At 59.3% G+C, this 16,746-nt stretch carries 16 protein-coding genes, 1 tRNA gene and 1 riboswitch; of the genes, 15 read left to right on the plus strand and 2 right to left on the minus strand.

Translation table 11 applies throughout. The annotated features are described in order from the left end of the window. The first annotated feature begins 565 nt into the window (after window positions 1-565). Together DXA66_RS11060 and DXA66_RS11065 are read left to right on the plus strand one after the other, a co-directional pair. Complete coding sequence (locus DXA66_RS11060) at window positions 566-1,831, plus strand: plasmid recombination protein (RefSeq protein ID WP_118528935.1); 1,266 nt, start codon at window positions 566-568, stop codon at window positions 1,829-1,831. Window positions 1,832-1,848: 17 nt separating this feature from the next. Beyond that, the gene (locus DXA66_RS11065) at window positions 1,849-2,025 is read left to right on the plus strand and encodes a hypothetical protein (protein WP_223387700.1); all 177 of its coding nucleotides are present in this window, start codon (window positions 1,849-1,851) and stop codon (window positions 2,023-2,025) included. 98 nt (window positions 2,026-2,123) lie between these two features. Here DXA66_RS11065 and DXA66_RS11070 read toward each other — a convergent pair whose 3' ends face one another. Both DXA66_RS11070 and DXA66_RS11075 read right to left on the minus strand, forming a co-directional pair. Next, window positions 2,124-2,375, minus strand: a complete 252-nt coding sequence (locus tag DXA66_RS11070) for a DUF6061 family protein (RefSeq protein ID WP_118528937.1) — start codon at window positions 2,373-2,375, stop codon at window positions 2,124-2,126. A gap of 152 nt (window positions 2,376-2,527) precedes the next feature. Next, window positions 2,528-2,612, minus strand: a tRNA-Tyr gene (locus DXA66_RS11075). 410 nt (window positions 2,613-3,022) lie between these two features. Between DXA66_RS11075 and DXA66_RS11080 the strand changes: the two genes are divergently transcribed. From DXA66_RS11080 to DXA66_RS11140, 13 genes are all read left to right on the plus strand, one after another. Further along, on the plus strand, window positions 3,023-3,343 hold the full coding sequence (locus DXA66_RS11080; protein WP_347562880.1) for an Hpt domain-containing protein: 321 nt from the start codon (window positions 3,023-3,025) through the stop codon (window positions 3,341-3,343). Between the two features lie 105 nt (window positions 3,344-3,448). Then, a riboswitch (cobalamin riboswitch) is annotated at window positions 3,449-3,662 on the plus strand. Between the two features lie 167 nt (window positions 3,663-3,829). Further along, window positions 3,830-5,062 (plus strand): sirohydrochlorin cobaltochelatase, encoded by a 1,233-nt coding sequence (locus DXA66_RS11085; protein WP_118528941.1) that lies wholly within the window; start codon window positions 3,830-3,832, stop codon window positions 5,060-5,062. A 118-nt stretch (window positions 5,063-5,180) separates the two neighbouring features. After that, on the plus strand, window positions 5,181-6,029 hold the full coding sequence (locus tag DXA66_RS11090; protein WP_118528943.1) for an iron transporter: 849 nt from the start codon (window positions 5,181-5,183) through the stop codon (window positions 6,027-6,029). A 107-nt stretch (window positions 6,030-6,136) separates the two neighbouring features. Then, the gene (locus DXA66_RS11095) at window positions 6,137-7,276 is read left to right on the plus strand and encodes an ABC transporter substrate-binding protein (RefSeq protein ID WP_118528945.1); all 1,140 of its coding nucleotides are present in this window, start codon (window positions 6,137-6,139) and stop codon (window positions 7,274-7,276) included. A gap of 30 nt (window positions 7,277-7,306) precedes the next feature. Continuing rightward, window positions 7,307-8,326 carry an iron ABC transporter permease gene (locus DXA66_RS11100; RefSeq protein WP_118528947.1) on the plus strand — a complete coding sequence of 340 codons (1,020 nt, stop codon included), beginning with the start codon at window positions 7,307-7,309 and terminating at the stop codon, window positions 8,324-8,326. Beyond that, entirely contained in the window at window positions 8,323-10,275 is a 1,953-nt protein-coding gene (gene cbiD / locus DXA66_RS11105) for a cobalt-precorrin-5B (C(1))-methyltransferase CbiD (protein WP_118528949.1), read from the plus strand. The genes DXA66_RS11100 and cbiD overlap by 4 nt, the downstream gene beginning before the upstream one ends. Next, window positions 10,263-10,967: a precorrin-2 C(20)-methyltransferase gene (gene cobI / locus DXA66_RS11110; RefSeq protein ID WP_118528951.1), complete on the plus strand. Its 705-nt coding sequence runs from the start codon at window positions 10,263-10,265 to the stop codon at window positions 10,965-10,967. The genes cbiD and cobI overlap by 13 nt, the downstream gene beginning before the upstream one ends. A 4-nt stretch (window positions 10,968-10,971) precedes the next feature. Further along, the gene (gene cobM, locus DXA66_RS11115; RefSeq protein WP_118528953.1) at window positions 10,972-11,733 is read left to right on the plus strand and encodes a precorrin-4 C(11)-methyltransferase; all 762 of its coding nucleotides are present in this window, start codon (window positions 10,972-10,974) and stop codon (window positions 11,731-11,733) included. After that, window positions 11,730-12,725: a cobalt-precorrin 5A hydrolase gene (locus DXA66_RS11120; protein WP_118528955.1), complete on the plus strand. Its 996-nt coding sequence runs from the start codon at window positions 11,730-11,732 to the stop codon at window positions 12,723-12,725. Before cobM ends, DXA66_RS11120 begins: the two co-directional genes overlap by 4 nt. Further along, window positions 12,718-13,485: a precorrin-3B C(17)-methyltransferase gene (gene cobJ, locus DXA66_RS11125; RefSeq protein ID WP_118528957.1), complete on the plus strand. Its 768-nt coding sequence runs from the start codon at window positions 12,718-12,720 to the stop codon at window positions 13,483-13,485. The genes DXA66_RS11120 and cobJ overlap by 8 nt, the downstream gene beginning before the upstream one ends. Next, complete coding sequence (cobK, locus tag DXA66_RS11130) at window positions 13,482-14,228, plus strand: precorrin-6A reductase (RefSeq protein ID WP_118528959.1); 747 nt, start codon at window positions 13,482-13,484, stop codon at window positions 14,226-14,228. Before cobJ ends, cobK begins: the two co-directional genes overlap by 4 nt. Continuing rightward, window positions 14,216-15,412 (plus strand): precorrin-6y C5,15-methyltransferase (decarboxylating) subunit CbiE, encoded by a 1,197-nt coding sequence (gene cbiE, locus DXA66_RS11135; RefSeq protein WP_118528961.1) that lies wholly within the window; start codon window positions 14,216-14,218, stop codon window positions 15,410-15,412. Before cobK ends, cbiE begins: the two co-directional genes overlap by 13 nt. Further along, entirely contained in the window at window positions 15,409-16,746 is a 1,338-nt protein-coding gene (locus tag DXA66_RS11140; protein WP_118528963.1) for a cobyrinate a,c-diamide synthase, read from the plus strand. The genes cbiE and DXA66_RS11140 overlap by 4 nt, the downstream gene beginning before the upstream one ends.

Genomic DNA, 16,746 nt, shown 5'->3' on the forward strand with positions numbered 1-16,746 from the left:
TTTGGGGTCTCTGGTGCAGTACATAATATCGCTTCGCCCAGTGGCCGCAGAGTGCGGGGTTTTGTAGGCATCGAACCGCTTGTCCACCCCTGCCCGTAAAAAGTGCATTTTTTCACGGAATAAGTTCGTACAACCTGTACGGTCTGTACTTGTACGCACCTGTACGGCGCGCTTTGAAAAAATCAAGCGTTTTATCGTCCGTATTTTATCTGCTCGTACACCGTACGAACCGTACGGGTTATTTGAACTCCGTACGCTTTTTTTCAGATGCGTACGGAGCAATCAAGTTCGCATTGTGCGAACTTGTCGGGGCGAGGTCCCTCCATCTTACTGGCGCAAGACCGTTCGGTCACTTAAAAGCCCCACTGGGGCTTTCATTGCTTCGCAAACGTGAACTTGATTAACTCTCCCGCAGGAGACGTTCCCCCTCGGAGAGTCCTCGAAGAGCCCACTACACTTTGCAGCCCATAGGGATGAAAGTGTCATAGTGGGTTATTACACTTCCGTGGAAGTGCATCTCCGTCCCCCGTCACCTTCCTCTGAACCTTGAAAGGAGGAATGCCCTCTGGCAAGAAACGATGGCATCGACCGCACAAGCGTCCGAAATCTCGCCGTTTCGGACAAAGCTGTTGGCAACACCCAGCAGCACAATGAGCGCGAAAAGGACAGCTATCGAAACCCCGACATTATCCCCCACCGCGCCGAATGGAACGTCCATTTCAAGAAACCCACTGCCAGCTACACCGACCTGTTCGCCCGGATGGAGGCCAGCGGCACCATTTCCACCCGTGGTCTGAAATCAGATGCCACCCACTACTGCGAGCTTATCTTCGATGTCAACTCTGCCTATTTCGATAATCACGGCGGCTACGAGTTCGCCAAGCAGTTCTATGCGGATGCCTACAAAGCCGCGGTCCAGATCGTGGGCGGTGAGCAGTATATCCTCTCCGCCGTCATGCACGCCGACGAGATCAATCGCGCCATGACCGAAGCTCTGGGGCGAGAAGTCTACCATTATCATCTTCATGTGGTCTATGTCCCGGTGGTCGAAAAGCAGATCCTGTGGTCGAAACGCTGCAAGGACAAGGCACTGGTCGGCACCGTCAAGGAGACTGTCATGCAGGTCAGCCGGAGCAAGAAGTGGGCATCCAAGCCCCTGCTGGACGATGCCGGAAAGCCTGTGCTGCAAAAAAACGGCAAGCCAGTCCTGAAGAAGTCGTACAGTGTCCTGCAAGACGATTTCTTCAACTATATGCGCAATGCCGGGTACACGGATGTAGAGCGCGGTGAGCGCGGCAGCACCGAAGAACACCTGACCGTCACCCAGTTCAAAGTCCAGCGGGAGCAGGAACGTCTGGACAGCCTGACCGCCCAAGCCGACCAAAAGGCGCAGTCGCTTGCCAAAACCAGTCAGACCCTCTCCAAAAAGGAGAAGGAACTTGCCGCTGTGCAGAAAAAGGCCACGCTCACGAAAGAAGCCCTCATTCATGCGCGCGATCTGGATTATATCGGCAAGCGCACCATTCTCGGTAACTACTCGCTGACCGAAGAAGAATTTTCCAAGCTGAAAAAGCAAGCCGACCACGGCTATATGATGGACGTGGAGAACCGCCGCTTGAAAGAAGAACTTTCCACCGCCAAGAAGGAGGCCGTTCGTTGGAGTAACAAGTACCACGACCTGTGGTACGATGTAAAGCCCTATCTGGATGCTCTCCACCGTGCTCCTGAACTGGTGCGCGGTTTTCTGGAAAAGATTCTTGCTCCCAAGCAGGAGCGCACCATGAATGTGCCGCAGCGAAGCCGCAAGCGTGGGCAGGATATGGAACTTTGATTTTCGGAGGATACCATTTGAACAAAAAGAAGAAGTCGAACAAATCCGGCTACCCGGATGAAGCAATCAAGACCCTTGCGCGTTGCTTTTATCCCTCCATGGTTGAGTTTTTCAACAGTGAGGAAGGCCAGCGTGAATATGAGGAATGGCTGAAAGAGCAGGAAGCACTACAAGCCTTGCCTGTTGCCGCATAAAAACAGCAGGACGCTCCCGGTAAAGGGAACGCCCTGCATTACATAGATGTATCTCGCCGAGGTGTGTCCAGCTGGGCACACCTTTTATTTTTTTGTCCTTAATCTTCTAGCCCATGGCTCCCGGTTATATTCTTCAAATATTCCTCCGGGTCGCCGTTCAGGATCAAATCGGCATAGCCCAGCGGGTCATTATAGATAAGGTAGTCCAATTCGGTCTGCTGTGCCATGGTCACATCCAACGCATCCTCAACCCCTGTGCAGTCAATGGAGATTTTTCTCCCGTCCCGGAGCAGAAGTTCCACGCACCCGGTGTCCATGTTGAATTTGCAGGCTCTTTCATCGTACTTCATAATCGCATCCTCCAAATCTTGTTATCAGCTTATGGTCTATGACAAGGTATCGGAGTTTTACGCCGTCCACGGGAGCCTTCATTGTTATACCCGAAGAAAACGAAAAATCCGAACCCTTCTCCAATCGGAAACAGGTTCGGATTTTTCTTGTTTGGTGGGCGCGGGTGGATTCGAACCACCGAAGCTGAAAGCAGCAGATTTACAGTCTGTCCCCATTGGCCACTCGGGAACACGCCCATATTCACTTTTTGTGTCCTTCGCCGGACGACTTGCTTATTTTATCATGAAGGAAGGCTTTTGTCAACTGTTTTTTACGTTTTTCTTCAAATGCATTTTCCGTGCAGAGAAACGGCTGAGCAAAGGCGGGAAAAGCCCTGCAGCCACGCAGGCACGGCAAAGTCGGAGAAAAAAGCCAGCCGGAAGAAATTGATAGGAAAATTGCAAGAAAAACTCGGGACAATATGTGAAAAGTGCAAGACTTTTTTATCTCTGCATTGAAAAACACAGTAAGGCGTGATATATTAAAAACGTAACAAAGTGCAACAAAATGGATGGTGCTTTTGTCACTCTGTGGCAAATCAGGCGGGATAAGTAGAAAAGGAAAGGCATAGCGACAAACCATGACGATTCAGGAATGTTATAGACAGATGGGCGCAAATTATGAGGACGTGCTCAAGCGGCTTTACAACGAAGGCATGATCTGCAGATTTGCGCTGATGTTTTTGAACGACGACAGCTATCCGAAACTGGAGCAGGCATTGAAGGAAGAAAATGTGAAAGAAGCATTCCGTGCGGCACACACGCTCAAGGGCGTGTGCCAGAACCTGGGCTTTACCAACCTGTATCAGCCCACCTACGATTTGACCGAGGTGCTGCGAACAGGCACACTGGAAGGTACCAAGGAGCTGTTTGACAGCGTGACCTGCCAGTACAAAATCACCATCAATGCGATCCGTGCGCTCCAGTAAGCTCCGCATTTGGCTCGATCTCCAAACGGCATCCTTCCTTATAAAAAGGCAGGATGCCGTTTTTTATTGCATTCTGCGCAGTTTTGTGATATAATGCCGGACGAACTGAACAGAAAAACAGCAGGTGCCTTTTGCCGATGCACTGCACGGCGGAAAGGGTAAAAGGGAAGCGGGTGCAGATCCCGCACGATCTCGTCACTGTGATAAGGGAGTCCGCATCAGGGTGCTTTGCACCAGCCACTGGAGCTTTTGCTCTGGGAAGGAGATGACGGGCGGCGATCTTTCAGTCAGGAAACCTGCCTGCTGTTGGTACGGGGGTGCAAACCCCAGATCACGAGGAATTGGTTGTACCAAAAAGCCCTGAAACAACAGAGGTCTTTTTGTCATGCCATCCGCAGGACAGAAGGGCCTCTTTTTTCATCTCTCTTTCCTGTACCCTTTGTTTGGTTCAAACCGCAATTTATCCAGCAGGAAAGGACAAGAACAATGAGAAAGATCGAAACCAAAAAGCTGGCCGCAGCTGTTACGGCTCTGGCTCTGTGCGTCGGCGTGCTCACCGGCTGCGGCGGGGCTGCTTCCAGCACTGCATCCAGCACCGCTGCGTCTTCCGCTTCCAGCGAAGCGAGCAGCGAGGAGGCTGACGAAATGGCAGCAAAGAATGTGGCAGACCTGATAGATGCCATCTATGTGCAGGAGCGCAATGAGGATACCGATGCCCAGTGCGAAGCCGCCAAGGCTGCATGGGATGCCCTGACCGACACCCAGAAGGAACTGGTGGAAGGTGAGAACGCCGACCCCGACTACTTTGGCCGTGACACCGGCGATGCCTCCAAGGACGATGCCCGCAATCAGGACGACATTGGCGACAACGAGCTGCTGGTGGTCTCCTTCGGCACCTCCTTCAACGACAGCCGCGTGAAGGACATCAAGGGTATCGAGGATGCCCTGCAGGCCGCATACCCGGATTGGTCTGTGCGCCGCGCATTCACCGCACAGATCATCATCAACCATGTGCAGGCTCGTGATGGCGAAAAGATCGACAACATGCAGCAGGCCATGGACCGCGCTGTGGAAAACGGCGTGAAGAATCTGGTCGTTCAGCCCACCCACCTGATGCACGGTGCTGAGTACGACGAGATGATGGAAATGATCGACACCTACCGCGACAAGTTTGAATCTGTCGCTGTGGCTGAGCCCCTGCTGGGCGAGGTCGGTTCCGATGCCACCATCATCAATCAGGATAAGGAAGACGTTGCCAAGGCTGTCACCGCTGCTGCCGTGAAGGAAGCCGGCTACGACAGTCTGGATGCCGCTGCTGCGGACAAGGTCGCCTTTGTCTTTATGGGCCACGGCACCTCTCACACCGCAAAGGTGAGCTACAGCCAGATGCAGACCACTATGCAGACTCTGGGCTACGACAATGTGTTCATTGGCACCGTTGAGGGCAAGCCGGAAGAGACTGCCTGCGAGAACGTGATCGAGGCTGTTAAGGCTGCGGGCTACACCAAGGTCATCCTGCGCCCGCTGATGGTGGTTGCCGGCGATCACGCCAACAACGATATGGCCGGTGAGGATGCCGACTCCTGGCTGAGCCAGTTCAAGGCTTCCGGTGCTTTCGACAGCATCGACTGCCAGATCGCTGGTCTGGGCGGGATCGAGGATGTCCAGAAGCTGTATGTCGCCCACACCAAGGCGGCGATCGATTCTCTGAACGGTTGATCTTCAAGAACCCTCTCCGTCTCGCGGCCGCTTTGCGGCATCCGGTGGAGAGGGTTCATTTTTTATCCGAACAATGGTATAATAAAAGCTGATTTTTTATAATGTAGAGGTATTTCCTATGAAACGCGTCTTTTCCTGTGTTGTCGCTGCTTCTCTGGCACTGAGTCTGCTGGTGGGCTGCGGCGCTTCTTCCACGGCATCTTCTGCAGCTTCCAGTGCTGCTTCTTCCGAGGCGGCATCCTCTGTGGCTTCTTCTGCTGCTGAGACCGCCGCTTTGCCGGATGGTGTGTATACCGCCGAGTTTGACACCGACAGCAGCATGTTCCACGCCAACGAAGCCTGCGACGGCAAGGGCACCCTGACCGTGGAGAACGGCCAGATGACCTTCCATGTCAGCCTTGCTTCCACCCATATCGTCAACCTGTATCTGGGCAAGGCTTCCGATGCCGCCGACCACGAGGCCGACTGGCTGCAGCCCACCACAGATACCGTCACCTATTCCGACGGCACCTCGGAGGAGGTGTACGGCTTTGACATCCCGGTCACTGCTGTGGATACGGACTTTGACCTTGCCATTCTGGGCACCAAGGGCAAGTGGTACGACCATGTCGTCAGCGTGCGCAATGCGGTCCAACAGGCTGGTACCGCAGCTCCCGCCGACGGTACCTACACCTGCGATGTGACGCTGGAAGGCGGCTCTGGCCGTGCCACCGTGGAGAGCCCCGCAGCCCTGACCGTGGCAGACGGCAAAATGACCGCTACCATCGTGTGGAGCAGCCCCAACTACGACTATATGCTCATGGATGGCGAGAAGTATCTGCCCACCAACACTGAGGGAAATTCCACCTTTGAGATCCCCGTTGCCGCGCTGGACACTGCACTGGATGTCACCGCCGACACCGTGGCCATGAGCACTCCTCACGAGATCGAGTACACGCTGACCTTTGATTCTGCAAGTCTGAAGTGACTCCTCCAGTCACCTTCTTTGGCAAAAAGATAAACTTTACCGTACTGCCAAAGCCTCCCTCTATGAGGGAGATGGCGCGGCGTAAGCCGTGACGGAAGGAGTTCCCTATGAAGATCACCCGAAAGCAATTTCTGAAACTGATCCCCGCTGCGGCGCTGACGCTGACCGGCTGCGGCAGCAAGACTCAACCTGCCAATACGGAAAGTCTTGTTTTCTCCCATCATTACCAGCTGGACTATGCGCAGCAGTTCACAGCGGACTGCTATGAGGGCGGCTATACCATGCTGACCATCGCGGAGTCAGATGCACGGTTCCTTGTTGTGCCGGAAGATGCTGCGGAGGTGGACGGTCTGCCTGCTGATGTGACTGTGCTGCGCCAGCCGGTGGAGAATATTTATCTGGTCTCCACCTCGGTGATGGATCTGCTTTTACATCTGGACGCACTGGACAGCGTGGCCTTTTCCGGCACCAAGGCCGAGGGCTGGTATCTGCCCGCGGTGCAGCAGGCCATGGAAGAGGGAAAAATCGCGTATGCAGGCAAGTATAGCGCCCCGGATTACGAGCAGATCCTGGCGGCAGACTGCCGCCTTGCCATTGAAAATACCATGATCCTGCACACGCCGGAGGTAAAGGAACAGCTGGAGCACTTTGGCATCCCGGTGCTGGTGGAGCGTTCCAGCTACGAGAGCGACCCGCTGGCCCGCATGGAGTGGATCAAGCTTTACGGCATCCTGCTGGGCAGGGAAGAACAGGCCGAGCAGGTGTTTTCCGCGCAGGAGACAGCCGTTCAGCCCATCCTTTCGCAGGAACCCACGGGAAAAAGCTGTGCCTTCTTCTCGCTGACCACCAACAACCTTGCCACTGTGCGCAAGGGCAGTGACTATGTGGCCCGCATGATCGAAATGGCAGGCGGCAGCTATGTCTTTGCGGATCTGACGGACAATGGCAACAGCCTTGCTACCATGAACCTGCCGCTTGAGGACTTCTATGCAGGTGCAAAGGATGCCGATGTGCTCATCTACAACAGCGCCATCGAGGGCATGATCGCATCGGTGAGCCAGCTGACCGAGCGTTTCCCGCTGCTGAACGAATTCAAAGCGGTGAAGGAAGGGCAGGTGTGGTGCACCACCCAGAGCCTGTTCCAGCAGAGCATGGAGCTGGCAGACCTGATCGTGGACATGAACCGGGTGTTTACCAAGGGCACACCTGCCGCCAGTGAACTGAAATTTATCACCCATGTGGATTAAAGAAGGGAAATTTTACAGAAAGGAAAGCCTATGACCCGTACCAGACGCCTTGCAGCCGCCTATATTTCCCTTGCGGCAGCCGTGGCGGTGCTCTTTGCGCTGAACCTGTTCTGGGGCAGCGTGTCCCTTGCACCGGGTGCGGTGCTGACGGCGCTGCTGGGCAAGGGCGGCGATGCGCTTGCGGGGAACATCATCCTGCAGCTGCGCCTGCCCCGCGCGGTCATGGCGGTGCTGCTGGGGGCAGCCCTCAGCGCAGCGGGATACCTTCTGCAGACCTTTTTTGCAAACCCCATTGCCGGGCCATTTGTTATGGGCGTTTCCAGCGGCGCAAAGCTGGCGGTGGCCCTGACCATGGTGGTGTTTCTGGACCGCGGGATGCTGACCAGCTCGGCCACGATGATCGCGGCTGCCTTTGCGGGTGCCATGGCTGCCATGGCCTTTGTGCTGGCGGTGGCCCGGCGGGTGCAGCGCATGAGCATTCTGGTCATCTGCGGTGTGATGATCGGCTATATCTGCTCCGCCATCACCGATATCGTGGTGGCCTTTGCACAGGATTCCAACATCGTCAATCTGCACAACTGGTCGCAGGGCAGCTTTTCCGGCGTGACATGGGCCAATGTGCAGGCTGCGGCACTGGTGGTGCTGCCTGCACTGGCGGCATCCTTTCTGCTTTCCAAGCCCATGGCCGCCTACCAGATGGGCGAAGCATATGCCCGCAGCGTGGGCGTGAATGTCAAGCCTTTCTCGGCAGCGCTGGTGCTGCTATCCAGCCTGCTGGCGGCCTGCGTCACCGCCTTTGCGGGGCCGATCTCCTTTGTAGGCATCGCGGTGCCGCACCTTGTCAAGCAGCTGCTGGGCAGCGCAAAGCCGCTGTATGTGCTGCCGGGGTGCTGTTTGGGCGGTGCGGCTTTCTGCCTGTTCTGCGACCTGCTGGCCCGCAGTCTGTTCGCGCCCACGGAGCTGTCCATCAGCTCGGTCACGGCCGTGTTCGGCGCACCGGTGGTCATCTGGCTGCTGGTGCGGCGCAATTCAGAGCGGGAGGGCGCATGATGAACGAAAAAGCACTTTGCACTGCGCGGGAGCTTGCCATCGGCTACGGCAAGACACCGCTGCTCTCGAATATTTGCCTCGGGGTGCAGCCGGGCCAGATCCTGACTCTCATTGGCCCCAACGGCGCAGGCAAATCCACCTTACTGCGCACACTGGCGGGCCAGCTTGCCCCCATGGGCGGCACAGTGCTTCTGGCGGGGAAGGATCTTACTGCCTATACCGGTACCCAGCGGGCGCAGAAGCTGGCTCTAATGGCTCCCCACAGCCGCCGGATGGAACTGACCACCTGCTTTGATTTTGTTTCGGCGGGGCGCTATCCCTACACCGGACGGCTGGGCATTTTGTCTGCTGAGGACAGGCAGCAGGTGCACAGAGCTTTGGAGCTGGTGGGCGCGGTACACCTTGCAGACCGGGATTTTAACCGCATCAGCGACGGCCAGCGCCAGCGCATCCTGCTGGCCCGGGCACTGTGCCAGCAGCCGGAAGTGATCCTGCTGGACGAGCCGACCTCTTTTCTGGATATCAAGGGCAAGATCGAGCTGCTCACCATTTTAAAGGAGCTGGCCCATACCGGTCGGCTGGCGGTGATCCTGAGCCTGCACGAGCTGGAATTGGCCGAAAAAATAGCGGACACGGTGGTGTGCGTTTCGCCCGCAGGTGTTTCCGGCGTGCTGACCCCGGAACAGGCGTTTCAGCCGGAGAACATCCGCGCCCTGTACGGCCTGACCGAACAGCAGTACACGGCTCTGTTCGGCACACCGGAGCCGGAAGCCGAAAAGGCACCCGCCGGAAAACCTCAGTTTGAGCATTACGTCCGCAGCGGGCAGAAGCTGCTGCGCTGCGGCTATACCACCGGCACCTGTGCCGCGCTGGGGGCTGCCGGGGCGGCGCGTCTGCTGCTGACCGGCCGCGAACCGGAAACGGTGGCTCTGCGCACGCCCAAGGGCATTGTGGTGGAGGTGGCACCCATTTACTGCCGCAGCACGGACACAGGTGCCGCATGTGCCATCCGCAAGGACGGCGGCGACGATGTGGACGTGACCACGGGCCTGCCGGTGATTGCATCGGTGGTGCTGGAACCGGATGCCCCCGGCGTGCGCATCCTTGGCGGCGAGGGGGTGGGCCGGGTGACGAAGCCCGGCCTTGACCAGCCCGTAGGCGAAGCCGCTATCAACCATGTGCCCCGCCAGATGATTGCCGAGGCGCTGGAACGGGAAGCTGAAAATGCTGCCTACACCGGCGGCTTTGCAGTGACCATTTCCATCGAGGGCGGTGCCGAGACGGCAAAGCGCACCTTCAACCCGCACATCGGGGTGGAGGGCGGGCTTTCCATTCTGGGCACCAGCGGCATCGTGGAGCCCATGAGCCAGCAGGCCATTCTGGATACCATCCAGCTGGAAATGAATCAGGCCGCACTGCGCGCAAAAAATGCCCCCGGCCCCCGGCGGCTGGTGCTGGCCCCCGGCAACTACGGGCTGGATTATCTGGCCGGCGCTCTGCCGCAGTTCGAGCGGTTCCCGGTGGTCAAGACCTCCAACTTCATCGGAGATACGCTGGATATGGCCGCCACGGCCAAATTTGAGGAAGTGCTTCTGGTAGGCCATGTGGGCAAGCTCTGCAAGCTGGCGGCAGGGGTCATGAACACCCACTCCCACACGGCGGATGGCCGCGCTGAAGTGTTTTGCGCCCATGCGGCGCTGTGCGGTGCCGCGCATGAGGTGTGCGCCGCCCTGATGGATGCCGCCACCACCGATGCCTGCCTTGACATTCTGGACGGCGCACAGCTGCGTGCACCGGTGCTGGAAAACATCCTTGCTGCCATCCAGATGCATCTGGACCGACGGGCAGGCGGGGCGTTCCGGGTGGGCGCGGTGCTGTTCTCCAACCAGCACGGCCCGCTGGGCGAGACAAAAACGGCAAAGGAGCTGATGCAGGAATGGCAGAACTGAAAGGTACATTTTACGGTGTCAGCGTCGGCCCCGGCGACCCGGAGCTGATGACGCTGCAGGCTGTGCGGCTCATCCGGCAGTGCCCGGTGCTGGCCGCGCCGCAGACTGCTTCCGGCCAGATGCTGGCGCTGGACATCGCCCGCAGTGCGCTGGGAGAAGCGCTGGACGGCAAGACCATCGTCCCGCTGTACTTTGCCATGAGCCGTGACCCGGCTGCGCTGGCGGCTTCGCACGAAAAAGCCGCCGCCGCGGTGCGGCAGTATCTGGATGCCGGGCAGGACGTCGCCATGCTGAACATCGGTGATGTTTCCATCTATGCCACCTTTGGTTACCTGCAGGAGATCTTGCAGGCCGGGGGTTATGCCACCGTCATGGCGGCAGGCGTGCCCAGCTTTTGTGCGGCGGCGGCGCGGCTGAATGTGCCGCTGACCGGCGGCATGGATACGCCGCTTACCATTGCGCCCGGCGGCTGGACAGACCGCGTGCTTGAAATGCCCGGCACCAAGGTATTGATGAAAGCCGGCAGGCAATTGCCTGTCTTATTGGATACCCTGCAGCAGGCAGATAAGCTGAAAAAAAGCGCACTTGTGTGCAACTGCGGTCTGCCGGACGAGCGGGTCTACCCGGATCTTTCCCTTGAGCGGCCGCAGGAACAGGCCGGTTATTTTGCCACCGTTTTGGTAAAGGAGTAACGTTATGGTACATTTTGTTGGTGCAGGCCCCGGCGCACCGGACCTCATCACCCGGCGGGGCGCGGCCCTGCTTCAGAAAGCCGACTGCATCATCTATGCGGGCAGTCTGGTGAACCCGGCCCTGCTGGGCCTTGCAAAGACAGACTGCGCCATTTATAACAGCGCTGAAATGACGCTGGAGCAGGTGCTGGATGTGATGCGGCAGATGGAAGCTGCGGGTAAGATCACCGTGCGCCTGCACACCGGCGACCCCTGCCTTTACGGTGCCATCCGGGAGCAGATGGATGTGCTGGATGCCGAGGGCATTCCCTACGATGATACCCCCGGTGTTTCCAGCTTCTGCGGTGCAGCGGCGGCACTGAATGCCGAGTACACGCTGCCCACCGTGAGCCAGACCGTCATCATCACCCGCATGGAGGGCCGCACCCCGGTGCCGGAAAAAGAAAAGCTGGCAAGCCTTGCCGCCCACGGGGCAACGATGGTCATTTTCCTATCCATCGGCCTTGTGGACAAAGTACAGCAGGCGCTTCTGGCAGGCGGTGCCTATACGCCGGATACCCCGGCAGCGGTGGTGTATAAGGCCACATGGCCGGAAGAAAAAACGGTGCGCTGCACCGTAGGTACGCTGGCGGAAAGCGTTCATGCAGCGGGCATCACCAAAACGGCGCTCATCGTGGCAGGCGGCTTTCTGGGCCGGAATTATGAGCGCAGCAAGCTCTACGACCCGGCCTTTACCACCGAGTTCCGCAAGGGGACAGACCAGTGACCCGCGCCTATCTGGCCTTTACGGCAAAGGGCCTTGCACTGGCCCAAAAACTGGCGGCGGCATATCCCGGCAGTGTGACCCGCTGCGGCCATGAAGCCGGGCAGGTGCACCTTGCCGATTGGACGGCCCGCCAGTTTGCCGGGAGCGATGCCCTTGTTTTTGTAGGTGCTGTGGGCATTGCGGTGCGGGCCATTGCGCCCCACTGCCAAAGCAAGGCACAGGACCCTGCCGTTGTGGTGCTGGACGAGTGCGGCCGCTTTGCCGTGCCCATCCTTTCAGGCCACCTGGGCGGTGCCAACGACCTTGCCCGGGCGCTTGCCGCTGTGTGCGGCGCGGTGCCGGTGATCACCACAGCCACCGACGCAAACGGTGTGTTTGCGGTGGACGAGTGGGCAAAGCACCAGAACTGCACCGTGCTGGAGCCGGAGCGCATCAAGCTTGTCAGCGGTGCACTGCTGGCGGGCAAAACGGTGCAGTTTGCATCCGACTGGCCCATTGCGGGTGCACCGCCTGATGGGATCGCGGCGGGAGATGACCCGGACTTTGCCCTCACCCTCTGCCCGGCGGGGAATGCACTGCATCTGGTGCCGCGCATCGGCGTGCTGGGCGTGGGCTGCAAACGCGGCACCAGCGCCGAAACGCTGGCCGAAGCCTTTGCAGCTTTCTGTGCCCAGAACCGCCTTGCGCCGCAATGCATCACGGCGGCGGCAAGCATCGACTTAAAACAAAACGAGGCGGGCCTGCTGACCTTCTGTAAGAGCCACAGCTGGCCGGTGCAGTTTTTCACAGCGGAACAGCTGCGTGCCGCCCCCGGCAGCTTTACGCCTTCGGCCTTTGTGCAGAGCGTTACCGGCGTGGACAATGTCTGTGAACGGTCGGCAGTGCTGGCCGCAGGCGGGACACTCGTTTTTCACAAATATGCCCATACCGGCGTGACCTTTGCGCTGGCCGTGCGGCCCTATGCCCCGGACTGGAGGTGGCAGAATGTTTGACCCGATGGAATTTGAGATCGACGAACCGGAAAAGGTAGTCTACGTGGTGGGCATTGGCCCCGGAGATGTTTACTACCTGACGCAGGAAGCCCAGACCGTTCTGGAACACGCAGATGCCATCTGCGGCTATAAACTTTATCTTGACCTGATCGAGCCGGAGTTCCCATGTGAGGAGTATTATTCCACCGGCATGACGCAGGAGATCGACCGCTGCCGCTGGGCGCTGGAAAAGGCGGATACCGGCAGGCGCGTGGTGATGGTGTGCAGCGGCGACGCAGGCGTTTACGGCATGGCCAGCCCTGTGCTGGAACTGGCGCAGGATTACCCGGACGTTGCCGTAGAAGTAGTGCCCGGCCTTACGGCCGCCCTCAGCGGTGGGGCTGTGCTGGGCGCGCCGCTGGCCCACGATTTCTGCGTGATCTCCCTTTCCGACCGGCTTACCCCGTGGGAGGTCATCGAAAAGCGGCTGGCCTGCGCAGCGCAGGGAGATTTCTGTGCTGCACTCTATAATCCTTCCTCCAAGGGCAGGCCGGACTACCTGCAAAAGGCAGTGCGCATCCTGCGCGCAAACGGCAAGGCGGATGATACCGTCTGCGGCCTTGTGCGCAACATTGGCCGCGAAGGCCAGAGCGCCCGGGTGCTGACGCTGGCCGAGCTGGAAAACACGCCGGTGGATATGTTCACCACCGTGTATATCGGCAACAGCAATACCCGCGCCCTTTCGGGCCGGATGGTCACGCCGCGGGGGTATCGTAAGTGAAGGCGGTCGTGTTCAGCGGCACCACCGAGGGCCGTCGCTTTTCCAAAAAGCTGGCAGAGCTTGGCGCTGCGGTAACGGTGTGCGTGGCAACGCCGCTGGGTGCCGAGGAGCAGGGCGAAATGGCGGGCATCACGGTGCACGCCGGGCGGCTGCAGCCGGATGCCATGGCGGCATTGCTGGCGGGAGCTGATCTCTGCGTGGATGCCACCCACCCTTATGCAGTGGATGCCACCAGGAACATCCGCGCTGCAGCGGTGCAGGCGGGCGTGGAATACCGCCGCCTGCTGCGTGCGCAAAGCCCCTTGCCGCCCGGCTGTGCGGTGTTTGAAACAGCAGCGCAGGCTGCAGAATATCTGGCAGGGACAGAGGGCAATATCCTGCTTGCCACCGGTGCCAAGGAGCTGGCTGTGTTTGCCGGGCTGGAACCGGCGCGGCTTTACCCGCGCGTCCTGCCCACGACGGAGGGCATTGCCGCCTGTGAAGCGGCCAATGTCCCGCACCGGAACATCATTGCCATGCAGGGGCCGTTCAGTCTGGCGCTGAATAAGGCGTTGATAACACAGTTCCAGATCCGGTACCTCGTCACCAAGGACGGCGGCGCAGCGGGCGGCTTTGCCGAGAAGGTGCAGGCCGCTGCCGATACCGGCGCACAGCTGGTGGTGCTGCGCCGCCCGCCGGAAACTGGCGAGACGGAAACACAAATTTTAGCGTATTGCAAGGAGATTTTGCAATGGTCACACTGATCGGCATGGGCAGCGGAAAATGGGAAGCCCTTTCGGCGCAGGCGCAGCAGGCTGTGCGCAGCGCGGGCCTTGTGTTCGGTGCAAAGCGGCTGCTGGCGGGCCTGCCTGCAGACTGCACGGCCCGGCAGTTCGCGCTCTACCAGCCCGCTGACATTCTGGAAACACTGGCACAAAACCCCGGGCAGGATGCTGCCGTGCTTTACAGCGGCGATACCGGATTTTACTCCGGTGCGTCCGGTCTGCTCACGCCGCTGCGGGCGCTGGGCATCCCCGCGCGGGTGTATCCGGGCGTTTCCAGCATCCAGCTGCTTTCAGCGGCGCTGGGCCGACCGTGGCAGGACTGGAAGCTGGTTTCGGCCCATGGCTGCGCCTGCGACCCGGTGGCCGAGTGCATGATGAACCGTTCGGTGTTCTTCCTCACCGGCGGCACTGAAACGCCCGCCTCTCTGTGCCAGAAGCTGACCGATGCCGGTATGGGCGAAGCCCACGGCGTGGTGGGCGAAAACCTTGGCACCGAGGCGGAAGCCATCCGCTACGGCTCTGCTGCAGAGCTGGCGGGGCAGAGCTTTGCACCACTCAGCGTGCTTCTGGTGGAAAACTTTGATCTGCCGCAGCTGCGTGCGCCGGGCTTCCCGGACGAAAGCTTCATCCGGAGCGAGGTGCCCATGACCAAGCAGGAGGTGCGCGCTGCTGCGCTGGCAAAGCTGGCGGTAATGCCCACCGACACTCTGTGGGATGTGGGCGCAGGCACCGGCAGTGTGAGCGTGGAGCTTGCGCTGGCGGCACCCAAAGGCCGCGTTTACGCCGTGGAGTGTGAACCGGATGCCTGTGAACTGATCCGTAAAAACCGGGCAAAGTTCCATGCTTGCAACCTCATCCTCATCGAGGGCCGCGCACCGGATGTTCTGGCAGACCTGCCTGCACCGGATGCCGTGTTCATCGGCGGCACCAAAGGCGGCATGGAAGCCGTGCTGGATGAAGTGCTCGGCAAGAATCCGAACGCACGCATCTGCATTTCGGCCATTGCGCTGGAAACGCTGGGCGCTGCCATTGCCGCCCTCACGGCCCGGGGCCTGACCGCAGAGGTAACGCAGATCGCCGTCAGCCGCACAAAACCGGCGGGCCGACTGCACCTGCTCATGGCCAATAACCCCATCTTCCTCATTACGGGTACACGCAAATGATGCAATTCCTCATCGCCGCGCCCCGGTCCGGCAGCGGCAAGACCACGGTTGCCTGCGCAGTGCTGGCGGCGCTGAAAAAGCGCGGGGCCGACCCCTGTGCGTTCAAAAGCGGGCCGGACTACATCGACCCCATGTTCCACCGCTCGGCTCTGCAGGTGGACAGCCACAATCTGGATCTGTTTCTTTCCAACAGGGATATGGTGCGGGCCATTTTTGCCCGCTATGCCGCCGGGCATGGTGCCGCCGTGTGCGAGGGCGCTATGGGCTTTTATGATGGTCAGGGCCTGACCACCCGTGCCAGCGCTTGGGAACTGGCGGATACGCTGGGCCTGCCGGTGCTGCTGGTGGTACAGCCCAAGGGTGCCAGCGTGACGCTGGCCGCGCAAATTCAGGGCCTTATGAACTTCCGCAAAAACAGCCATGTTTCGGGCATCCTGCTCAATGATTGTTCCGAAAAGCTGTATAAAATGCTCAAGACCCTGCTGGAAAGGGAGACCGGCCTGCCGGTGCTGGGCTATCTGCCCCATTTGCCGCAGGCAGCGGTAGAAAGCCGACACCTCGGCCTGAAGACTGCAGATGAAATTGCCGACCTGCAGGAAAAGATCGCCCTGCTGGCCGATGCACTGGTGCTGGATTGGCAGCGCCTTGCCGTGCTGACCGAAAAGCCTGCGCCGGAAGCTTTGCCGGGAGCAGCTGCACCCACATCCGTCCGCATTGCGGTGGCAAAGGACGAGGCGTTCTGCTTTACCTATGCCGAAACGCTGGACGCACTGCGGGATGCCGGGGCGGAGCTTGTGCTTTTCAGCCCGGTGCAGGATGCGGTTTTGCCGGAAAATATAGGCGGGCTGTATCTGCCCGGCGGCTACCCGGAGCTGCACGCCAAAACTCTGAGTGAAAACAAAACCATGCTGGCTTCCATCCGGCAGGCCGTGCAGGCGGGCCTGCCCACAGCAGCCGAATGCGGCGGCTTTTTGTATCTGGGCCGGAGCCTTGAGGATGCCGACGGTAAGGTGTGGCCCATGGCAGATGTTCTGCCGGGCGATGGCATCCGGGTGGGAAGGCTGGTACGCTTTGGCTATGCCGAAATGACCGCCAAGGCGGACAGTATGCTGTTCCGCGCCGGAGAAACGCTGCCCATCCACGAATTCCACCACTGGGATTCCACCGCAAACGGCACTGCATTTACGGCCTGCAAAAACGAAAAAATGCAGTGGGAATGCGGCTATGCAAACGAAAATTTCTATGCGGGATTCCCGCATTTGTACTGGGCGGGCACGCCCCTGCCGGGCCGCTTTGTGCGCGCGGCAGAACGATACAGCAAAACAAAAGGATGA

The sequence above is a fragment of the Faecalibacterium sp. OF03-6AC genome, assembly GCF_003478175.1.
Classification (GTDB): domain Bacteria; phylum Bacillota; class Clostridia; order Oscillospirales; family Ruminococcaceae; genus Faecalibacterium; species Faecalibacterium taiwanense.

Excerpts from the sequence above, each read along its gene's own strand:
- DXA66_RS11080 (WP_347562880.1), top strand. The coding sequence starts at position 3,023 with ATGGGCGCAAATTATGAGGACGTGCTCAAGCGGCTTTACAACGAAGGC.
- cbiD (WP_118528949.1), top strand. The coding sequence starts at position 8,323 with ATGATGAACGAAAAAGCACTTTGCACTGCGCGGGAGCTTGCCATCGGC.
- cbiE (WP_118528961.1), top strand. The coding sequence starts at position 14,216 with ATGGTCACACTGATCGGCATGGGCAGCGGAAAATGGGAAGCCCTTTCG.
- DXA66_RS11070 (WP_118528937.1), bottom strand. The coding sequence starts at position 2,375 with ATGAAGTACGATGAAAGAGCCTGCAAATTCAACATGGACACCGGGTGC.
- DXA66_RS11085 (WP_118528941.1), top strand. The coding sequence starts at position 3,830 with ATGAGAAAGATCGAAACCAAAAAGCTGGCCGCAGCTGTTACGGCTCTG.
- DXA66_RS11090 (WP_118528943.1), top strand. The coding sequence starts at position 5,181 with ATGAAACGCGTCTTTTCCTGTGTTGTCGCTGCTTCTCTGGCACTGAGT.
- DXA66_RS11095 (WP_118528945.1), top strand. The coding sequence starts at position 6,137 with ATGAAGATCACCCGAAAGCAATTTCTGAAACTGATCCCCGCTGCGGCG.
- cobM (WP_118528953.1), top strand. The coding sequence starts at position 10,972 with ATGGTACATTTTGTTGGTGCAGGCCCCGGCGCACCGGACCTCATCACC.
- cobI (WP_118528951.1), top strand. The coding sequence starts at position 10,263 with ATGGCAGAACTGAAAGGTACATTTTACGGTGTCAGCGTCGGCCCCGGC.
- DXA66_RS11100 (WP_118528947.1), top strand. The coding sequence starts at position 7,307 with ATGACCCGTACCAGACGCCTTGCAGCCGCCTATATTTCCCTTGCGGCA.
- cobJ (WP_118528957.1), top strand. The coding sequence starts at position 12,718 with ATGTTTGACCCGATGGAATTTGAGATCGACGAACCGGAAAAGGTAGTC.
- DXA66_RS11140 (WP_118528963.1), top strand. The coding sequence starts at position 15,409 with ATGATGCAATTCCTCATCGCCGCGCCCCGGTCCGGCAGCGGCAAGACC.